The following is a 19,574-nucleotide window of genomic DNA, read 5'->3' as shown; positions in this document are numbered from 1 at the left end:
TGGGAGCGGGGCCGGTGCCGGGGCCGTCCCTCCGTTCCTCTCCCGTCGTCCGCGGTCCGCGGTCCGGCTCCGGGCTGCCGCCGGTCCCGCCCGTCCGTTCGCCGCCGGGTTCCCGGCCCGGCATCGGCCGGGGCCGCAACGCTGTCTGTTCCATCGATCGCCTCCGTCGGGAGAGCTACCCGGCGGGCGGCCGGCCGACGAGCCACGAACGAGTGAGACTGGCGGGCGGTCAGACGGGGGAAGCGGCCCCGCCGGGTGCCCCGGTCCGCCAGGACGGGCCCGTGGACGGAAGGGACGGCACCGCAGTGCGCGACCGTCCCGGCACGGCGGACGGGCCCGACGGGACCGACAGGACGGACGGGAGGGAGGCGGCGGACGAGCCCGACGGGACGGAGGGGACCGACGGAGCCGTCGGGAGGGACAGGACGGGCGGGCGGTCCGGCAGGAAGCCGTGGGCCCGGCCGGAGAGCCACTCGTCCTTGTAGCGGTCGACGCTGCGGTGCCAGTGCAGGATGCCCGCCATCCAGTTGCGCAGGTCCTCCACGTAGTCCCGCATGATGTCCCGGGCCTCCCCGGACAGCTCGAAGTCGTCGTACACGACGGGAAGTTCGTGCTGCGCGACGTGCTCGAACTGCGTCAGGCGGCGGCTCATCAGGTCGTGGACGACCCGCAGGCCGGACGGGTAGTCGCAGCCGAAGAAGTTCTGCACGACGAGGATCGCGTTGTGGACCTCGCCCTCGTACTCGATCTCCTTCTGGTAGGAGAAGACGTCGTTGAGCAGGCAGGCGAAGTCGACCGCCGCGTTCTCCAGGGAGCGCACCGGGCCGCTGCGGTAGACCTCGGGCGGGACGGCCGGGCCGTGGCCGGTCCGGCACAGGCTCAGGGTGAGGTCCGAGCCGAAGGTCTGGCGGCGCATCTCCAGGTAGTCCACCGGGTCGGGCACGCGGTGGTGGATCTGGTTGGCCAGCTCCCACAGCCAGCTCTCGGTCATGACGTTCACGGCGTTCTTCAGCGGGACCCGCTGTTCGGGGGTCATGGCGGCCGTGGTGCGCGCCCACAGGTCGGCCAGGGAGCGCTCCATCGCGTTGGCGGGGGGCGGCACCGGTTCGCCGTCGAGCGGCATGCAGTCCGACAGGCGGGCGGTCGTCACCCGGGCGGTGACCAGGTCGCGGCGGTGGCCGTAGACCAGGGGGTAGTAGTCGTCGCCGTAGGTGCCGAAGGCGAGCCACTGGGCGCTGAGGTCGAGCGCCTCGGGGGTGGCGTCCGGGTCGATGCCGGCGGAGCACAGCGCCAGGTCGTAGGCGTCCAGCTTGTCCTCGTCCCAGACGCCCTCGGCGAGGATGCCCATGCGCCGGCACCAGTCGGTGAGGAGGGCGCGGGAGCCGTCGAGGTGGGGGCTGAGCGTCAGCGGGAACGGCATGCGGATGTCGGGGATCACCGACGGGCCGACCTTCTGGTACGGCACGTGGGTGTGGGCGCGCAGCCGCTGGGCGCCCGCGGCGGTGAGCAGCGCCCGCACGTCGGCGGCGGAGGCGCCGGGGCCGCCCGGCCAGGCCGGGACACCGGGCACGCCGGGCACGCCCGGGGCGCTCCACGGGGCGGTGGTCCGCGCGCCCTCGTTCATGTAGCGGCTGGACCGCAGGTGCCACTCGTGGCCGCCGGACTGCCAGTCCTGGAGCCCCTTGGCGTACGCCGCGACGGCCGCCACCTCGTGCGGTGCGAGCCCCTTCTCCAGGGCGATCGCGGGCACTTCGGTGAACGCGGTGTGCTCGAACTGGTGGAGCCGGGAGGTGAGGACGTCGTTGACGATGTCGGCGGCCTCCTGGGTGGTGCAGTCGAAGAAGGTCTCGACGACGAGCACGCCGTTGCTGTTCTCGCCCTCGTCCTCGACCTCGCGCTGGTAGGAGAACAGGTCGTTGCGCAGGTGGACGGCGTCGGAGAAGGTCTCCATCAGGACGCGCAGCGGCCGGGTCCCGGCGACGGCGGCGGGCACCTCGGCGGTGGCGTACTCGACGAGCCCCGCCGACCAGGGCGCGCCGCCCACCTTGCGGCGCATCTCGATGTACTCGACGGGGTTGGCGATCCGGCCCTCGTTGATGTTGGACAGTTCCCAGAGGGACTCGTTGAGCAGGTGCTCGGTGGCGACGGCGAACCGGCGGCGCCAGTCGGCGGACATGGCGGGCACGGTGCGCGCCCACAGGTCGGCGAGGCCGGCCTCGACCGGGTTCTCCGGCTCCGGGACCGGGGTCGCGGGGTCGGCGGGCATGAACAGCGGGAGCCGGTCGAGGTGGGCCTTGCCGGCGGGACGGTCCTGGGTGCGCTTGTACTTCTCCAGGAAGTGGTCGTCGAAGAAGAAGACCCACACGTACCAGTCGGTGATGAGGGACAGCGCGGGTCCGTCGCAGTCGGGATGGGTGTAGGCGCAGAGCAGGCCGTAGTCGTGTGCGTCGAGGTCGGCCTGCTCCCAGACTCCGGAGCCCTCCAGCATGCCCATCTCGCGCGCCCACGCCGTCGAGTGGGCCCGGGCCTCGTCGACGTGCGGGTTGAGCCGCGCGGGGTGCGGCAGGTAGAAGTGCGGGAGTTCGAACGGCTGCGTCATGGCCGGGCCCTACCCGTGGCCCTCCGGCGGCATCCACCGGCCCGGACATGATCACACCATCGCGTGAACCGGTGGTGATGCGGCGGTCCGGGGCGCTCTCATGCCCTACTCCCGTGCCGGGAACGAACCTTCACGCGCTCCTCTCATGCCGGGACCGGACCTTCATGCCCTACTCCCGTGCCGGGACCGGACCCTCACGCGCTCCTCCCGAGCCGGGCGGGACCGGACCCTCACGCTCTACTCCCGTACCTGGATGAGGGCGTGGGTGCCGCTGGTCCGCCACCGCTGGTCCTCCGCCGCGACCAGGGCGTCCTCGGTGGCCGGGTCCAGACCGGTGATCACGTCGGACTTCAGGGTGCGCAGCGCGGCCACCGGTCCGGGGAAGTGGGCGGTGACGTCCGCGAACGGCGTGGTGGGCGGCCACCGCCGGTCGCCCACCAGGCGACGGTAGTTGAGGTCGCCCTTGACGACGGTGAGGTCGGCGGCGGCCAGTTCGGCACGGAGGTCGCCGGGCAGCTCCGCGTACGGCAGCGGGGAGCAGAAGAAGGCGTGCGCGCCGATCCGCAGACGGCCGTCGGCGAGCGCGGTCCACAGTTCGCGCCCGTACTCCGCCGCCGCTCCCCCGGCGTCGCGCAGCCGGCGGAGGGCGTCGACGACGTCGGCGGTGGTGGCGTCGGAGACGTAGTAGGGGTACGGCTTGACGTGCAGCACCGCGCGGCCGATGCGCCCGTGGGCGAGGAGGTGGGCCACCAGCAGCAGGTCGGGGACGAGTTCGCGGCCGGCGTTGTCGGCGATCAGGGCGAGGGTGCCGGCGCGGGGGGCGGCGTCGAGCAGCGCCCACAGGCGCGCGCTGTCGTCGGCGACCAGGCCGGGCGCGGCGTCGGCCGGGTCGGCGCCCTCGGCGGACAGCAGGAAGCCGAGGTCGGCGCGGTTGCCCCACAACGAGCCGTGCAGCAGGGCCCGGTCGCGTTCGGCGGGGGTGCGGTCGGCGAGGTCGTCGAGGGCGGCCAGTTCCTCGTCGGTCGCGGGCGAGTGGAGTTCGGCCAGCTTGGACGGGCGGAAGGGGTCGATGCCCTGCCAGGGGCCGGGGCCGAACCAGCCCACGGCCTCCAGGAGTTGCCGGTAGAACCAGCTCTCGGACCACAGCCAGGGCACGTCGAACCAGGACTGGCCGGCGTACTTCTCCATGCCCCAGGCGAGCCAGTGGTGGCGGTCGGGCGCGTCGGCGGGGAGGGGTTCGACGACGCCCTCGGTGCACCCGTGCAGCAGGGCGTCGAGGGCGCGGTGCTGCTCGGGCTCGTACGGGAAGGCCTCGCGCACCTGCCGGATGATCGCCGGGTGCCGTTCCGCCAGCACACTGTGGGGGAACGAGCCGGGTTCGTTGCCGAGGATCACGTCGGCGGCGGGGGTGTGGGGCATGTGCCTCACCGTAACGCGCGCGGCGGCACCGGGCCCGGTGGCCGGTCTCAGACCGGGGCGATCTCGCGTTCCAGGCGGGCGGCCAGGCTGAGGTAGCGCGCGCGGCGGGTGACCGGCACCAGGCCGCGGATGAGGATCTGCCACATCTCGGCGGTGCGGCGCGGCTGCCGGGCGACGGGTTCGCGGGAGCGGCCCACCACGCGGGTGCCGATGAAGAAGCAGACCAGGGAGTGGGCGACGACGTCGATGTCGACGTCGGGGTGGACGTCGGCCTCCTTGACCGCGCCGAGCAGGCGGGCCGTGACGATGTCCAGCCACTCGGTGAAGGGGTGGGTGAGCGGGGGGCGGGGCCGGGTGCCGCCGGTGGCGAGCCGGAGTCCGGCGCGCAGGACGGGGTCGTCGGCGGAGAGCCTGGCTATGCAGAAGGTGAGGCGCATCAGCGCCTCCAGGGAGGTGTGCCCCCGCGCCTCGGTCTCCCGGGCCAGGGTGCGGCAGGTACGGGACTGCAGTTCCAGGATCGCGTGCGCCAGGTCCTCCTTGGCCGCGAAGTGGAAGTACAGGGCCCCCTTGGTGACATGGGCGTGCTCGACGATGTCGCTGAGACTGGTCGACTCGTAGCCCTGCCGGTCGAACAGTTCGGCGGCCGCCGTGATGATCGTCGAACGTGTCTGCTCGGCGCGTACCTGCCTGGCCATCGACTGCACTCCTGAGCCCGGAAAAAGGAACGGGTCATGCCGTTTGTTTCTCACCCGGTGTACACGATAACTCACCGTCCGGCGGCGGGAGTCACCCCTGTCGGGTCCCACCTGGCACACATCCGGCGGACCGGGAGGGAAACGGCGACAGGAAACAGCACGTCCGGTATTCAACGGCCGGATCCGCGCGGGCGCACGTGAAACGGCGGGCCGGCCGGGGCCCCATCCGCGCCCGGCCGGCCCGCCGGCCGGTGGCGGCCCCGACCGGGACCCCGCCGTGCGGGGTGCCGGGAACCGAACGGGGGTTACCCGCCGGTTCGGCCGCGCTCGAACGATAGGCAGCCCGGGGGCCGCCGGGATACGGGGGAAACCCTCGTTCCGCCCCCGCGACACCCTCGGTGCGGCGCCGGTGGCGGCCGGGACGGAGGGGCCGCCACCGGGCTCCCTCTCCCCCGAGCGGGGGCCTCCCCCGCACGTCACCGCGGCCACCGGGCCCTCGCCACCGGGTCCGCACGGGGTGCGTGCGCTCGGACCGTACCGTCCGCGCGGTTCCTTCACCGGAGGCGCCGGACCCCCTCCCACCTCGGGTGTCACGGTTCATCACAATGCGGCAGCGGCGCCTCACTTCCCGTGGCCGGTCACTTGACGACCGGTGGCGGTACAGGGTTGGCTCCGGGCCAGTGAGAGTCACCCGGCCGGTACGCCCGTGCTGCTCCGGCCCCGCTCTCCCCCTGCTCTTGCTCTGCCGTACAGCGAGGTCCGCGTTCCCATGAACACTCCCTCCCGGTTCCACCGCACCCCGGGAAGACGCCCCGCCCGCCTCGCCGTTCTGGCCGTCGCCGTCGTCCTGCTGGCGGCGGGCTGCTCGGCGTTCGGCGGGGAGGACTCCCGGGGCGCCGACGGGGCGGGCGGCGAGGCAAGGATGAAGGTGGCCCTGATCGCGCACGGCGGCGAGGGCGACGCCTTCTGGGACCTGGTGCGCAAGGGCGCCGAGGCGGCGGCGGCCAAGGACGGCATCGAACTGACGTACATGAGCGACGCCGACCCGGCCGGCCAGGCCCGGCTGATGCGCGACGCCGTCGAGGACGGGGTCGACGGCATCGCCGTGACCCTGGCCAAACCGCAGGCGATGAAGGGGCCCGTCAACGAGGCGCGGGCCGCCGGCCTCCCCGTCGTGGGGCTCAACTCCGGTATCGACGCCTGGAAGCCGGCGGGACTGCTCGCGTACTTCGGGCAGGACGAGAGCGTCGCCGGCCGGGCGGTCGGCGAGAAGCTGAACGGCCTGAAGGCGCGGCACACCCTGTGCGTGGTCCACGAACGCGGCAACGTCGCCCTGGAGGCGCGCTGCGCCGGCGTGCGGAAGACGTTCGCCGGGACGACGGACAACCTGTACGTGGACGGCACCGACATGCGCGCCTTCTCCGGCATCGTCGCCGCCCGGCTGCGCCAGGACCGCTCCATCGACCACGTCGTCACCCTGGGCGCCCAGTACGCCGTCACCGCGGTCGACGCGGTGAAGGAGGCGGGCAGCAAGGCCGGTGTCGCCACGTTCGACGTCGACGCGGACCTGGTGGACGCGGTGCGTCGCGGTGACGTCCGGTTCGCCGTGGACCAACAGCCCTACTTGCAGGGCTATCTGGCCGTCGACGCGCTGTGGCTGTACCGGACGAACGGCAACATCAGCGGAGGCGGGGCGGCGCCCGTGCTCACCGGTCCGGCGTTCGTCACCAAGGCCAATGTCGCCTCGGTCGCGAAGTTCGCGGCCGACGGCACCCGTTGACCCTCCGGGCCCGCCGGGTCCGCCGGAACGTGTCGAAAGTTTTCGGTACCGCCCGGGACGCGCGCTCACCCGTGCGGATAGCATCCTGCGCACCGCCTCCGCCCCCTTCGACCCGACCGCTCTAGGACGACGATGTCTCCACGGACAGGTGCCCGGCGCCGACTCGGCTCCATACGTCTCTCGCTGGTGCTCCTGGCACTGGTGCCGGGCGTCACCCTCGCCGCGATGTGGGGTGTGACGACGACGCAGATGTTCTCGGAGGGGCTGCGGCTGCGGGCGCAGACGGAGTTGAGCCGCTCGACGGGCGCGATGGGCACCGAGGCGGCGCTCGCCCTGCAGCGGGAGCGCGGCCTGACCGCCGCCTGGCTGGCCTCGCCCCGATCGTCCCGCGGCGCGCTCGACGCCCAGCGGGAACGGACCGACCGGGCGGTGGCCGGGCTCGTCGGCCGGGCGGACGCGATCGCCGACGCCCCGGCGCGGGTGTCGGACCGGATGTACTCGGTGCTGGGTTCGGTGGGCAGCCTGGAGTACTACCGGGACCAGATCGACGATCCCGGTGACATCACGCCCGAGCAGGCGCTCGACCACTACACGTCGATCATCGAGGAGCAGATCCACGCCTTCCGGGAGCTGTCCCAGGTCGACGACGGCGACCTCACCTCGCAGGCCGGACCGCTGGTGTCGATGGAACAGGCGGCGGAACTGATGTCCCGGGGCGACACGCTGCTCACCCTGGCGTGGCCGGCCGGGCACCTGGACAGCGGGGAGCGGTCCGACTTCGCGACGCTGGTGAGCACCCGCCGCTGGCTCGTCCAGGACCAGATCCTGCCGTCGCTGCGGGACGGCGCCAGGGCGCGGACGGAGAGGATCCTGGCGAGCCCCGAGTGGCGGACCCTGGAGGAGATCGAGGACGAGGTGCTCACCGGGCGTCCCTCCGGCGAGGACGGCCGCGTCGCCCTGCCGGACGCGCAGCGCCGGTGGGACGCGGCCTGGGACGAGGTGTCGGCGCAGTACACCGCGCTGATCCGGGAGGAGACCGACGGGCTGCTCACCCGCAGCGCCGACGAGGCCCGCGGTCTGCTGCTGACGGCCGCCGCGCTGAGCGCGGGCGGGCTGGCGGCCCTGCTGGTGTGCGTGGGCGTGTCCTGGCGGATCACCCGGTCCCTGTCCCGGCGGCTGCGCGGTCTGCGGATGGCCACGCTGAGCCTGGCCGAGGAGCGGCTGCCGGACGTGGTGGCCCGGCTGGAGCGCGGCGAGAAGGTCGACCCGGAGTCCGCGACGACGCCGTTGGACTACGGCCACGACGAACTCGGCCAGGTGGCGCAGGCGTTCAACACCGCGCAGCGCACGGCCGTGCACACGGCGGTCGAACTCGCCGACGCTCGACGGGGCTTCCAGAAGATCATCCTCGGCATCGCCCGGCAGAGCCAGAACCTGGTGAACCTCCAGCTGAGCAAGCTGGACGCGCTGGAACGCCGGCACACCGACCCGGACGTCCTCAAGGGCCTGTACGAACTCGACTCCACGGCCAGCCAGTTGCGCCGCTACGAGGAGAACCTGGTCATCGTCAGCGGGGAACGGCCGGGCCGCACCTGGAGCCGGCCGGTCGCCCTGATCGACATCCTGCGCAGCGCCGTCGGCGAGGTCGCCGAGTACCAGCGGGTGGAGGTGCAGACCGAGGAGGAGGACGTCGCGATCGCCCCGCCCGCGGTGGCCGACGTCATCCACCTGCTGGCCGAGCTGATCGACAACGCGACGGCCTACTCGCCGGCGCCGAGCCCGGTCGTGGTGCGGGCGGCCATGGTGGCCAAGGGCCTCGCGGTCGAGGTCGAGGACCGGGGGCTCGGGCTGTCGGAGGAGGACTACGCCTCCTTCAACGCCCAGTTGGCGACCCCGCCGCAGTTCGACGTGGTGGCCCTCGCGGACGACCTGCGGCTCGGCATGTTCGTGATCTCCCAGCTCGCGCACCGGCACGGCATCGCCGTCACCCTGCGCCCCTCGCCCTACGGCGGGACCACCGCGATCGTGCTGGTCCCGCACGACATCGTGGTCCGGGAGTCCCCGGAGGACCGCCCCGCCGCTCCGGGCGCGGGGACGACCGCCACGGCCCCGGACACGCCGTCCCGGTCCCCGCAGGGACCGGACGCGCCGGACGCCACAGCGCCGGACGCCACGGCCCCGGACAGCGACACCGCGTCCGGGGAACCCGGCCCCGCCCCCGGCGGCGGCCCGTCCCGCCGCGCCCCCGCCCCGGCTCCCGCGCGCCGCGCGGACGCGACCGGGGGCGCCGACCGCCGGGGCGGGCTCACCCCGCTCCCCCGCCGCGTGCCGCAGACCAGCCTGGCGGCGGAACTGCGCGAGGAGGCCGTACCGGAGTCCGGCGAGACGTCCGCCGACCAGGACTTCACGGCGGAGCGCGCCGCCTCCTCCCTGTCCGGCTTCCAGCACGGCACGTCCCGCGCACGAAACGACCGGGACGGCCTGCCGGACCGGGACGACGGGCACGACCGGGACGACGGGCCGGATCGGGACCGGAAGGCGGAAGCCGACCCGGGCCCCCAGGACGACCGGCCGGACCACCAGGGCGACCGGCAGCACCGACCGGACCGACCGGATCGGCCGGCCCGGCAGCACGCGAACGGCCACGACAGCCGGTCATCCGGCGACAGCCGGTCGTCCGACAACGGCCGGTCGTCCGACGCCGGTGCCGTCGACGACACCGACGGCACCGGTGGCACCGACGGCACGCGCCCGGGTGACACCGACCCCGTGGCGGAGCACCCGCCCGCCGCCACCCCCGAGTTCACGACCCCTCCCGCCGATCGCTGACCGACGATCGCCGACCACCGTTCACGAAGGAACACCGCCATGACACGCCCCATCCCCGCCACGCACACCCAGCTCGACCAGCTGCTCACCGGACTCGTGGAGCGGGTCGCCGACGTCAACCAGGCCGTGGTGCTCTCCGAGGACGGGCTGGTGGTGAGCAAGTCGACCGGCTTCCTGCGGGACGACGCCGAACGCCTCGCGGCGACCGCCTCCGGCCTGATGAGCCTGAGCAAGGGCGTCAGCATGGACTTCCGGGGCGGGCCGGTGCGCCAGGCGCTCATCGAGATGGCCAACGGCTACCTGATCCTCACCGCGGCCGGCCCCGGCGCGCACCTGGTGGTGCTGACCGGTCCGGGTGCGGACGTCGGGGTGGTGGCGTACCAGATGAACATGCTGGTGAAGAAGATCGGTGAGCACCTCAGCGCGGCGCCGAGGGGCACCGCGGGGCCCGCCGTCGACCCCGGCGTGTGAGGTGGAGGGAGGCGATCCGGCGGGCCGGCTGGTACGCCCGTTCACGCTGACGGGCGGCCGGACCCGGCCCAGCCGGGCCGACTTCACGCTGATCACCACGGTCACGGCGGTCGATCCGCAGCCCGAGACGGGCGCCCGCCCGCAGCCGGAGCACACCCGGATCCTGCGGATGTGCGCGGAGCCGGTCGCGGTGGCGGAGGTGGCCGCCCGGCTGGACCTGCCGGTGAGCGTGGTGGTGATCCTGCTCTGCGACCTGCTGGAGGCGGGCCGGATCACCGCGCGGCCCCCGCACCCGGTCACCCGCACCACCCCGGACCTGGACCTGCTGCAGAAAGTGAGGGACGGACTTGGCCGCCTCTGACGCCACCGCCGAGGCACCGCACCCGCGCCGGGCACCCGACACGGTCAAGATCCTGATCGCCGGGGGCTTCGGCGTGGGCAAGACCACCCTGGTCGGCTCGGTCAGCGAGATCGTGCCGCTGCGCACCGAGGAGCCGCTGACCCTGGCCGGACTGGACGTCGACGACCTGGACGGCATCGAGGAGAAACGTGCCACCACCGTCGCCCTGGACTTCGGCCGGATCACGGTCTCGGACGACCTGGTGCTGTACCTCTTCGGCACCCCGGGCCAGCAGCGGTTCTGGTTCATGTGGAACGACCTGGCCCTCGGCGCGCTGGGGGCGGTGGTCGTGGTGGACGTGCGCCGGCCGCGGTCCAGCTTCGCCGCGATCGACTTCTTCGAGCGGCGGGGCATCCCCTTCGTGATCGCCGTGAACGGCTTCCACGGCGAGCACCCCTACCCCGCGGAGGACATCCGGGAGGCGCTGACCCTGCCGTCGGACGTGCCGGTGCTGCTGTGCGACGCGCGGGAGCGGGAGTCGTGCCGGGACGTGCTGATCGCCCTGATCGACCGGCTGATCGCGGCAGCCGCCCCGGCACCCTGACCCCGACGCCCTGTCCCCGCTCCCCGGAATCCGCCCCCCGCACTCCGCCCCCGCACTCCGCCTCCCTGACCCGCGCGGACGTGCTCCGGGCGTCCCGTTCGGCTCAGTCCGCTCAGTCCAGGCCGGCCGACTTCAGCCAGGCCCTGGCGACGTCCAGCGGGTCCTTCTTCTCCAGCTGCACCTGGGCGTCCAGGTCGAGCAGCGTCTCGGTGTCCAGCGCCGCCGAGACCGCGTTCAGGGCGTCGACGCCCTCCTTCGGCAGAGCGTCCTCGTTGACCAGCGGGGTCACGTTGGCGAACCCGAAGAGGTTCTCCGGGTCCTTCAGGACGACGAACTTCTCCTTGACGATGGTCGGGTCGGTGGTGAAGATGTCCGCCGCCTGCACGGTGTTCCGGATCAGCGCCTCCTGGGTCAGCGGACCGCCCGCGTCGAGCGCCTTGAAGGACTTGAACTCCAGCCCGTAGACGTCCTTCAGGCCCTTCAGCCCCTGCTTGCGGGTCTGGAACTCGGGCGAACCGCCGATCACCAGCTCCGGTGCCGCCTTCCGGAGGTCGGCGAGGGTGGACTCCTCGGTGAGGCCGTACTTCTTCGCCGTCCGCGCGTTGAGGGCCACCGAGTCCTTGTTCTCGGCCGGGGACGACTCCAGCAGCGTCAGGCCCTGGTCCAGTTCCGCCTCGACGGCGGTGGCGACGTCCTGTGCCGTCCGCTGCTCGGCCTCGGGGTCCAGGTAGGCGAGCAGCGAGCCGTTGTACTCGGGCAGGACGGTGATGGAACCGTTCTTCATCAGGCCGTAGGTGGTCTCCCGGCTGCCGATGTTGTGCTTGTAGGTGACCTTGATGCCCCGGGCCCGCAGGGCCTCGCCGTAGATGTCGGCGAGCAGGGTGCTCTCGGCGAAGTTGTTCGAGCCGACGACGACGGTCCCGGCCTCCGCCTTCTCCCCCGCCAGGGGGTTGTCGCCGGTGTCCCCGGAGGAGCAGCCCGCGAGCAGCGCCGCCGCGGCGGCGAGCGCGACGGTCGTCACGCCGGTGTGCCTCGTCCTCGTCCAACTGCTCTGCGCGGTAGAAGTCATTCACCGATCCAATCCAGCCGCTCAGGTGCGGTCAACTACGTCGTGGTCACGGTTTCCGGCACCCGTCCCGGCGGGTGTGCGGACCCCGGGACTCCGGGGGTGACGGCCCGTCATCCACCGCGCGGCGCGGGGCGGGACGGGCGGCGGGTGCGGACGGTCAGCGCCGCCGCACCCCGGGCGAGACGGCCAGGCGGCCGGCGGCCCAGAACACCGCGAGGGTGGCCAGCGCCAGCACGGCGACCAGGGTGGCGCCGCCCACCACCTTGGTGTAGTCGCGCTGGTAGAGCCCGTCGATGATGTACCGGCCGAAGCCGCCGAGGCTGACGTAGGCGGCGATGGTGGCCGTCGACACGATCTGGATGGCGGCCGACCGCAGTCCGCTGAGGACGAGCGGCAGCGCCACCGGCAGTTCGACCTGGAAGAGGATCCGCGACTCCCGCATGCCCATGCCCCGGGCGGCGTCCACCGGCGAGGGGTCGACCGAGCGCACCGCCTCGTAGGTGGTCACCAGGATCGGCGGCACCGCGAGCACCACCAGGGGGATCATCACGGGCAGCAGGCCGAAGCCGATGAGCAGCACGACCAGCACCAGCAGGCCGAAGCTGGGCAGGGCGCGGGCGGCGTTGGCGACGAAGGCGACCGCGTTCCCGCCGCGCCCGGTGTGGCCGGTGAGCAGGCCGACGGGCAGCCCGATCGCGGCGGCGACGGCGAGGGCGAGCAGCGTGTACTGGAGGTGCTCCAGCAGGCGTTGCGGGATGCCGTCGTAGCCCTGCCACCGGGCGGGGTCGCTGAAGAAGGCCTCGACGAAGGAGAGGACGTTCACCGGGCCCCACCTCCGGACTCCAGTCCGGGCGCGGGCCGGGCACCGCGCCCGGCGGCCTTCGGCCGGCGCCTTCCGTCGTGTCCGGAGCGGGGCATCCACGGGGTCAGCACCGTGCGGAGCAGCACCAGCAGGGCGTCGCAGACGATGGCGAGGGCGGCCATGGTGAGGACCGCGTTCACCGCGAGTTCGGGGCGGTCGTACTTCTGGGCGGCGGCGAGCAGGTTGCCGAGGGCGCCCTGGTTGCCGATCAGCGCGCCGACGCTCACCAGGGAGATGCTGGACGCGGTGGCCACCCGCAGCCCGGCGGCGATGGCGGGTACGGCGAGCGGCAACTGCACCTGGGCGTACCGCCGTACGGGGCCGAAGCCCATGGCGGTGGCGGCGGCCAGCGTCTCGTCGGGCACCGAGCGCACGCCGTCGACGATCGCCGGGACGAGCACCACCAGGCTGTACACGGCGAGCGGGATCATCACGGTGAGTTCGCTCTGGCCGGTGTAGTCGATGAGGACCACGAAGAAGGCCAGGGAGGGGATGGCGTAGAGCACGGTCGTGAAGCCCAGCACCGGCGGGTACAGCCGGCGGAAGCGCACGCACAACTGGGCGAGGGGCAGCGCGAGCAGCAGTCCGGCGGCGACCGGCAGCAGGGCCTCGCGCAGGTGGAGCCCGATCAGTCCGGCCCAGCTGTGCTGGAGGTCGCTGGGGATGTCGAAGAAGCCGGTCACGGGGCCACTCCGGCCGTGCCCAGGCGGCCGTCCCCGGCCGCCGGCCGGGGGTCGCCGGACGCGGTGTCGCCGGACGCGGTGTGGCCGGCGCGCACGGCCTCGGCGATGGCCTGCTGGGAGACCACGCCGGTCACCCGGCCGTCGGCGTCCACGGCGACCGCGCGGCCGGTGGGCGAGAGCACGGCCCGGTCCAGGGCGACCCGCAGGGAGTCGGTGCCGGGCACGAACGTCCGCCCGTGGGGCAGCAGCCGGTCGGTGTCGCCCGCGAGCAGGTCCCGGCGGGCGGCCCAGCCCAGCGGCCGGCCGTCCTCGTCGGTGACCAGCAGGTGGTCCGCGCCGGCGTCCGCCGCGGCGATCCGCTCGGCCGGGGCGTGCAGCGGCACCACGCCGTCCATGACCGGTTCCAGCGTGCCGGAGGGCAGGAAGGACAGCCGGCGGATGCCCCGGTCGGCGCCGAGGAAGTCCTCCACGAAGGCGTCCGCGGGCGCGGACAGCAGTTCGGCGGGCGGCGCGTACTGGGCGAGCTGGCCGCCCTCGCGGAACACCGCGACCATGGTGCCCAGGGTGATCGCCTCGTCGATGTCGTGGGTGACGAAGACGATGGTCTTGCCCAGTTCGTCCTGGATGCGCAGCAGTTCGTCCTGGAGCCCCTTGCGTACGACGGGGTCGACGGCGGAGAAGGGCTCGTCCATCAGCAGCACCGGCGGGTCGGCGGCCAGCGCCCGGGCGACGCCGACGCGCTGCTGCTGGCCGCCGGAGAGCTGGTACGGGTACCGCTCGGCCAGCGACGGGTCCAGGCCCACCCGTTCCATCAGCTCAACCGCGCGGTCCCGGGCGCGCCGCCGGCCCCAGCCGAGCATGCGGGGCACGGTGGCGATGTTGTCGACGATGGTGCGGTGCTGGAACAGGCCGGCGTTCTGGATGACGTACCCCATGGACCGGCGCAGGGCGGTGACCGGCCGGTGCCGGATGTCCTCGCCGTCCAGGAGGATCGTTCCCTCGGTGGGCTCGACCATCCGGTTGATCATGCGGAGGGTGGTCGTCTTGCCGCAGCCCGAGGGCCCGACGAGGACGGTGATCGAGCGGTCGGGGATCTCCAGCGACAGCCGGTCGACCGCCACCGTGCCGTCCGGGTACCGCTTCGTGACTGAGTCGATCCGTATCAAGACGCCGAATGCCCTTCGGTGGCGGAAATGCTGACCAGGGTCGCGCGGTGTGCCGCCGGACGAGTCTAGACACCGCCACCGACAGCACGCCGGACCGCGCGGGGTCCCGGCGCGTGCCCCGCGCGGTACGCCACCTGCCCCGCCCGGCCGTCCGGAAACCCCCCGGTCGTCCCCGGCCCGCGCCCACCCCCGTGACCGGTCTCCCCTCCTGCCCGCGCCCGCCCGGCGGCCCCCGAATTCCCCCGGGCCGCAACGGCCACCACGGTCCTCCGGGCCTCCCGGCCTCCCGGCGGTGAAGCGGTTCTCGTCCGCGCCCCGCCGCTTCCTGTCGCTTTCCTGTCGATGTCCCCGGGGGCTCCCGGCAGCCCCTCGGCGCCGCGCGCCGCGTACCGCAGTATGAGCGGGTGGACACCGTACGCCTGCTCGTCGTCGACGACGACCCGCCCATCGCCGACCTGGTCGCCACCGTCGCCCGCTACGAGGGCTGGCAGGCGGTCACCGCCCACTCCGGTGCCGAGGCGCTGCGCCGGGCCGCCGCGTTCCGCCCGGACATCGTGGTGCTCGACCTGATGCTGCCGGACGTCGACGGCTTCGGCGTGCTGGACCGGCTGCGCCGCTCGGGGACGATGGTGCCGGTGGTGTTCCTCACCGCCCGGGACGGCGTCGCCGACCGGGTCGAGGGGCTGACCCGGGGCGGGGACGACTACCTCGTCAAGCCGTTCGCGGTGGAGGAGTTGATGGCCCGGCTGCGGACCGTGCTGCGCCGCAGTGCCGGGCCGGGCCCCGGGCGGCCGGTGCTGTCGGTGGGTGACCTGACGATGGACGAGGACGCCCGCGAGGTGCGGCGCGGCGAGCGTCCGCTGTCGCTGACCCCCACCGAGTACGAGGTGCTGCGCTACCTGATGCGCCGCTCGCCCGCCGTGCTGACCAAGGCGCAGATCCTCGACCACGTCTGGGAGTACGGCTTCGGCGGCCGGTCCAACGTGGTGGAGCTGGTGGTGAGCCGGCTGCGGCGCAAACTGGACGACACCGGACCGCCGTTGATCCGGACCGTGCGGGGCTTCGGCTACGCGATACGCGAGGCCGCCGAGTGAGGCGGAGCGCCGGCCGGCTGCCCGGCGCCCGCCGGCGGCTGCGCCTGGGCACCCGGCTCGCGCTCGGCCTCGGCGTGCTGTCGCTGGCGGTGTTCGCGGTCGTCGGCACCACGCTCACCGCGTACATGCGGGACTACCTGGAACAGCAGCTGGGGACCCAGCTCAAGCTGGTGCAGACCGTGCAGGCCAAGGACGCGGCGGCGCACGGGACGGTGCGGCGCAAGCCGTACTACGGCTGGTACACGGCCGTCTACGACGTGTCGGACGAGGCGGTGCGGCTGCGACGGCCGGCGGACGTGCCCGAGGACACCGCGGCGTTCACCGCGCTGGCACGGGCGATGGCGCGCTCCGACACCGAGCTGACGCACACCGCGCGGATCGACGGCGAGGGCACCTACCGGCTGCGGGGCTGCGAGGTCCGGCCGGGGGTGATGCTGGTGAGCGCGGCGCCCGTGACGGACGTCGAGGAGACCGTGGAGCGGCTGATCACGGTGCAGGTGGTGGTGTTCGCACTGGCGCTCGCGGCCCTGGTGGTGGCCGGGCGGCACCTGCTGCGGCGGGGCCTGAAGCCGCTGAGCGACATGGCGAGCACGGCGCACGGCATCGCCTCGCACGACCTGACCGAGTCGGCGGCCCGGCTGCCGCTGCGCGCCGACGGCCGGGACGGCGGGCCGGAGGTGGCGGAACTGCGCACCGCGTTCAACACGATGCTGGAGCACATCGACCGCTCCCTGGCGGTGCGCGCGGAGGCCGAGCAGCGGCTGCGCCGCTTCGTCGCCGACGCCTCCCACGAGCTGCGCACCCCGCTGATGTCGGTGCGCGGCTACGCGGACCTGTTCCAGTACGCGGCGGCCGACGCGCCCGGGGAGCGCGAGCGGCACCTGGCGCGGCTGCGGGCGGAGGCGGCCCGGATGGGCGTGCTGCTCGACGACCTGCTGCTGCTCGCGCGGCTGGACGCGGCGGACGCGGGAGCGCCGGTGCGGACCGCGCCGGTGGACGTGGTGGAGCTGGTCCGGCAGGCCGCCGACGCGTTCCGGGCCGGGCATCCCGGCCACCCGCTGGAGGTGTCGGCGGACCCCGGCCCGCTGGTGACGTGTCTGGACGCGGACCGGATACGGCAGGTGCTGGACAACCTCCTCACCAACGCGGCCGTGCACACCCCGGCCGGGACTCCCGTGTCGGTGACGGTCACCGCCGGGCCGGGCGAGGTGCTGATCCGGGTCGCCGACGAGGGTCCGGGCATCCCCGAGGAGGACCGGGAACGGGTCTTCGACCGCTTCTACCGCGTCGACAAGGCCTGTCGGTGGCCCGGTCGCTGGTGCGGGCGCACGGCGGCACCGTCGAGCTGGCCGACGGGCCGGGCGGGACGGTGTTCACCGTGCGGCTGCCCCGGGGCGGACGCCGGGACCTGCCCGGCTGACCGGCGCCCGGGTCTACGGTGGTGCGGTCGGCCGACGGGGTGAGCCTCCTGCGGCTGAGCCGCGGCAGGTGCGGTCAGCCCTCCTGCGGCTGGAGCCGCAGCGCGATGCTGTTGATGCAGTAGCGCTGGTCGGTGGGGGTGGCGTAGCCCTCGCCCTCGAAGACGTGGCCGAGGTGGGAGCCGCAGCGGGCGCAGCGCACCTCGGTGCGGACCATGCCGTGGGACCGGTCCTCGACCAGTTCCACCGCCTCGGTGTCCCGCGGGTCGTAGAACGACGGCCAGCCGCAGTGCGACTCGAACTTGGTGTCCGAGGTGAACAGCTCCGCGCCGCAGGCACGGCAGGAGTAGACGCCCTCGGTCCTGGTGTCCGTGTACTCACCGGTGAACGCCGGCTCCGTCGCCGCCTGGCGCAGCACCGCGTACTCGGACGGCGACAGTTCCGCGCGCCACTGCTCGTCCGGCTTCTCCACGTCGTACGGCATGAGGATGGGGCCCTTCAGTTCGACAGACGGTCCAGGATGCGCGGGCCGAGGTCGGTGACGTCGCCCGCTCCCATGGTGAGAACGAGATCCCCGGGCTTCGCCATTCCCGCGACCACCGCCGGGACGTCCGCCGCGTCCGGGACCGGGGTGACGTCCGCGCCGGCCGCCCGCGCCGCCTCGATGATCAGCTCGCTGGTGACCCCGGGGATCGGGTCCTCGCGGGCCGGGTAGATGTCCAGCACCAGGGAGGCGTCGGCCAGGGCCAGGGCGGTGCCCATCTCCGTGCCCAGTTCGCGGGTGCGGGAGAACAGGTGCGGCTGGAAGACGACCAGGATGCGGGAGTCCCCGGCGGCGGCGCGCATCGCCTCCAGGTCGGCGGTCATCTCCGTCGGGTGGTGCGCGTAGGAGTCGATGACCTGGACGCCCGCCGCCTCCCCCATGAGCTGCAGGCGCCGCTTGACGCCGGTGTAGGAGGCCAGGGCGGGGGCCAGCTCCTCGGCCGGGACGCCCAGGGCCACGCCCGCCGCGAGCGCGGCCACGGCGTTGTGCGCGTAGTGGCGGCCGGGGACCGACACGGTGAAGGTGAGCGTGCTGCCGTCGAGGTCGACGGTCACCTCGCTGCGCAGGCCCCGCGGGACGACCGACAGCACGCGCACGTCGGCGTCGGCGGACTCGCCGTAGGTGACGGTGCGCACCGAGCCGTCCAGCCGCCGGGTCAGTTCCCGCGCGCCCTCGTGGTCGGCGGAGATCACCAGGGTGCCGCCGGGGACGATACGGCCGACGAAGGTCTCGAAGGAGGCGTGGATCTCCTCCATCGAGGCGTAGTTGGCGTGGTGGTCCAGCTCCACGTTGAGGATGATCGCCACCTCGGGGGCGTACTTGTGGAAGCTGCGGTCGGACTCGTCGGCCTCGGCGACGAAGATCTCGCCGGTGCCGTGCAGCGCGTTGGAGCCGGGGGCGTCGAGGTCGCCGCCGATGGCGTACGAGGGTGCGCGGCCGAGGGAGGTCAGGGAGACGGCCAGCATGGAGGTGGTGGTGGTCTTGCCGTGGGTGCCGGCCACCGCGATCGGGCGCAGCCCGTCCATGAGGGCGGCGAGGGCGTCGGAGCGGTGCACCACCGGGATGCCCAGCGCCGCGGCGCGGGCCAGCTCCGGGTTGTCCTCGCGGATCGCCGACGACACCACGACGCAGCTGGCGTCGTCGGCCAGGTGCTCCGCCGCGTGGCCGATGTGCACGGTGGCGCCCAGGGCGCGCAGGGCCTCGGCGGTCGCGGAGTCCTTGGCGTCGCTGCCGGCCACCCGGGCGCCGCGCTGGGCGAGGATCTTGGCGATCCCCGACATTCCGGCGCCGCCGATGCCGATGAAGTGCGGTCGGTCCATGGCGGTAGGAAGGCCGGGTGCCATGCGTGTTCTCCCCAGTGGTGCGACGGGCTGGACGACGGGACGCGCGCCCGGCGCCGGGCGCGCGTCCGTGACGGACGGGCACCCTCGCCGGGAAGGCGCCGCCCCAGCCTATGCCTTGCTGTGGGAGAAGAGTTTCAGCACCGGTACGCCCACCTTGTGGCGGGCGCGCGAGGCCCAGTCGCGGTGGAAGAACTCCTCCACGTAGTGCGGGTCGGTCAGGACGATGACCTCGTCCGCGCCGACCTCGTCGACCAGGGCTCTCAGCGCGTCCAGCGGGTGATCCTCGACGAGGCGCCCCTGGGCCTGGTCACCGGAGGCGCGCAGGGCCCGCAGGGACACCTCCAGGGCGCGCTCGCCCATGCTCCGGGCCTCCTCGCCCTCGGGGGTCTCGCCCTCGCGGACGGCTTCGTCGAGTTCGCCGAGGGCGACGTCGTCGATGGCCCGCAGGAGCCGGTCCGCCTGTTCGCCGCGTGGCTGGAGCAGGACGTGGAAGGAGACCGGCTCGTCGCCGTGCAAGGTGGTGACGAACTCCACGTCGGCGGACGTCAGGGCCTTCTCGATCATCAGTACGCTTGTGAACACCAGCGCCCCTTCTCCTTCGGAGGACCGTCGGGCCCTCTCTCCTCCGCGGGGCCTGCCGCCCCCTGCGGAAACCATC

The 19,574-nt window shown here is 73.6% G+C and carries 16 protein-coding genes and 1 pseudogene; 7 read left to right on the top strand and 10 right to left on the bottom strand.

The genetic code is table 11. From position 1 onward, the window contains the following. Positions 1–229 precede the first annotated feature (229 nt). From cyc2 to AC02VZ_RS05000, 3 genes are all read right to left on the bottom strand, one after another. Positions 230–2,599, bottom strand: a complete 2,370-nt coding sequence (gene cyc2, locus AC02VZ_RS05010) for a germacradienol/geosmin synthase Cyc2 (RefSeq protein WP_476474614.1) — start codon at positions 2,597–2,599, stop codon at positions 230–232. 237 nt (positions 2,600–2,836) lie between these two features. Then, positions 2,837–4,018, bottom strand: a complete 1,182-nt coding sequence (locus AC02VZ_RS05005) for a damage-control phosphatase ARMT1 family protein (protein WP_476474613.1) — start codon at positions 4,016–4,018, stop codon at positions 2,837–2,839. Between the two features lie 47 nt (positions 4,019–4,065). Next, positions 4,066–4,713 (bottom strand): ScbR family autoregulator-binding transcription factor, encoded by a 648-nt coding sequence (locus AC02VZ_RS05000; RefSeq protein WP_362097533.1) that lies wholly within the window; start codon positions 4,711–4,713, stop codon positions 4,066–4,068. Between the two features lie 769 nt (positions 4,714–5,482). Here AC02VZ_RS05000 and AC02VZ_RS04995 point away from each other — a divergent pair. From AC02VZ_RS04995 to AC02VZ_RS04975, 5 genes are all read left to right on the top strand, one after another. After that, positions 5,483–6,493, top strand: coding sequence for a substrate-binding domain-containing protein (locus tag AC02VZ_RS04995; protein WP_432058149.1), 1,011 nt, complete (start codon positions 5,483–5,485; stop codon positions 6,491–6,493). Positions 6,494–6,625: 132 nt separating this feature from the next. After that, the gene (locus AC02VZ_RS04990) at positions 6,626–9,322 is read left to right on the top strand and encodes a sensor histidine kinase (RefSeq protein ID WP_476474612.1); all 2,697 of its coding nucleotides are present in this window, start codon (positions 6,626–6,628) and stop codon (positions 9,320–9,322) included. A gap of 39 nt (positions 9,323–9,361) precedes the next feature. Next, positions 9,362–9,793: a roadblock/LC7 domain-containing protein gene (locus AC02VZ_RS04985; protein WP_362097525.1), complete on the top strand. Its 432-nt coding sequence runs from the start codon at positions 9,362–9,364 to the stop codon at positions 9,791–9,793. Position 9,794: 1 nt separating this feature from the next. Beyond that, positions 9,795–10,154, top strand: coding sequence for a DUF742 domain-containing protein (locus AC02VZ_RS04980; protein ID WP_432058146.1), 360 nt, complete (start codon positions 9,795–9,797; stop codon positions 10,152–10,154). Next, positions 10,141–10,737, top strand: a complete 597-nt coding sequence (locus AC02VZ_RS04975) for a GTP-binding protein (RefSeq protein WP_432058145.1) — start codon at positions 10,141–10,143, stop codon at positions 10,735–10,737. The genes AC02VZ_RS04980 and AC02VZ_RS04975 overlap by 14 nt, the downstream gene beginning before the upstream one ends. 112 nt (positions 10,738–10,849) lie before the next feature. Here the strand turns inward: AC02VZ_RS04975 and AC02VZ_RS04970 are convergent, their stop codons facing one another. The 4 genes from AC02VZ_RS04970 to AC02VZ_RS04955 all read right to left on the bottom strand — a co-directional run bounded on the left by AC02VZ_RS04970 (position 10,850) and on the right by AC02VZ_RS04955 (position 14,517). Continuing rightward, on the bottom strand, positions 10,850–11,806 hold the full coding sequence (locus AC02VZ_RS04970) for an ABC transporter substrate-binding protein (RefSeq protein ID WP_476474611.1): 957 nt from the start codon (positions 11,804–11,806) through the stop codon (positions 10,850–10,852). A 157-nt stretch (positions 11,807–11,963) separates the two neighbouring features. Further along, entirely contained in the window at positions 11,964–12,629 is a 666-nt protein-coding gene (locus AC02VZ_RS04965; protein ID WP_432058143.1) for an ABC transporter permease, read from the bottom strand. Continuing rightward, positions 12,626–13,351, bottom strand: coding sequence for an ABC transporter permease (locus tag AC02VZ_RS04960; protein WP_476474610.1), 726 nt, complete (start codon positions 13,349–13,351; stop codon positions 12,626–12,628). Before AC02VZ_RS04960 ends, AC02VZ_RS04965 begins: the two co-directional genes overlap by 4 nt. Next, entirely contained in the window at positions 13,348–14,517 is a 1,170-nt protein-coding gene (locus tag AC02VZ_RS04955; RefSeq protein ID WP_476474609.1) for an ABC transporter ATP-binding protein, read from the bottom strand. Before AC02VZ_RS04955 ends, AC02VZ_RS04960 begins: the two co-directional genes overlap by 4 nt. A gap of 404 nt (positions 14,518–14,921) precedes the next feature. On the opposite strand from AC02VZ_RS04955, the gene AC02VZ_RS04950 reads away from it, so the two are divergent. Next, positions 14,922–15,611, top strand: a complete 690-nt coding sequence (locus tag AC02VZ_RS04950; protein ID WP_432058140.1) for a response regulator transcription factor — start codon at positions 14,922–14,924, stop codon at positions 15,609–15,611. Beyond that, positions 15,608–17,031, top strand: a pseudogene (locus tag AC02VZ_RS04945) (sensor histidine kinase). Before AC02VZ_RS04950 ends, AC02VZ_RS04945 begins: the two are co-directional and overlap by 4 nt. Positions 17,032–17,105: 74 nt before the next feature. Here AC02VZ_RS04945 and msrB read toward each other — a convergent pair. From msrB to AC02VZ_RS04930, 3 genes are all read right to left on the bottom strand, one after another. Further along, complete coding sequence (gene msrB, locus AC02VZ_RS04940) at positions 17,106–17,513, bottom strand: peptide-methionine (R)-S-oxide reductase MsrB (protein WP_432058138.1); 408 nt, start codon at positions 17,511–17,513, stop codon at positions 17,106–17,108. A 14-nt stretch (positions 17,514–17,527) separates the two neighbouring features. Then, positions 17,528–18,916 (bottom strand): UDP-N-acetylmuramate--L-alanine ligase, encoded by a 1,389-nt coding sequence (murC, locus tag AC02VZ_RS04935; protein ID WP_476474608.1) that lies wholly within the window; start codon positions 18,914–18,916, stop codon positions 17,528–17,530. 108 nt (positions 18,917–19,024) lie between these two features. Then, positions 19,025–19,498 (bottom strand): indole-3-glycerol phosphate synthase, encoded by a 474-nt coding sequence (locus AC02VZ_RS04930; protein WP_432058136.1) that lies wholly within the window; start codon positions 19,496–19,498, stop codon positions 19,025–19,027. Positions 19,499–19,574 lie beyond the last annotated feature (76 nt).

It is taken from the genome of Streptomyces sp. 3-6 (genome assembly GCF_056323165.1).
The sequence above is the reverse complement of the archived record's forward strand: the minus strand, read 5'-3'. Positions and strand labels throughout refer to the sequence as shown.

Excerpts from the sequence above, each read along its gene's own strand:
- cyc2 (WP_476474614.1), bottom strand. The coding sequence starts at position 2,599 with ATGACGCAGCCGTTCGAACTCCCGCACTTCTACCTGCCGCACCCCGCG.
- AC02VZ_RS05005 (WP_476474613.1), bottom strand. The coding sequence starts at position 4,018 with ATGCCCCACACCCCCGCCGCCGACGTGATCCTCGGCAACGAACCCGGC.
- AC02VZ_RS05000 (WP_362097533.1), bottom strand. The coding sequence starts at position 4,713 with ATGGCCAGGCAGGTACGCGCCGAGCAGACACGTTCGACGATCATCACG.
- AC02VZ_RS04995 (WP_432058149.1), top strand. The coding sequence starts at position 5,483 with ATGAACACTCCCTCCCGGTTCCACCGCACCCCGGGAAGACGCCCCGCC.
- AC02VZ_RS04990 (WP_476474612.1), top strand. The coding sequence starts at position 6,626 with ATGTCTCCACGGACAGGTGCCCGGCGCCGACTCGGCTCCATACGTCTC.
- AC02VZ_RS04985 (WP_362097525.1), top strand. The coding sequence starts at position 9,362 with ATGACACGCCCCATCCCCGCCACGCACACCCAGCTCGACCAGCTGCTC.
- AC02VZ_RS04970 (WP_476474611.1), bottom strand. The coding sequence starts at position 11,806 with ATGACTTCTACCGCGCAGAGCAGTTGGACGAGGACGAGGCACACCGGC.
- msrB (WP_432058138.1), bottom strand. The coding sequence starts at position 17,513 with ATGCCGTACGACGTGGAGAAGCCGGACGAGCAGTGGCGCGCGGAACTG.
- murC (WP_476474608.1), bottom strand. The coding sequence starts at position 18,916 with ATGGCACCCGGCCTTCCTACCGCCATGGACCGACCGCACTTCATCGGC.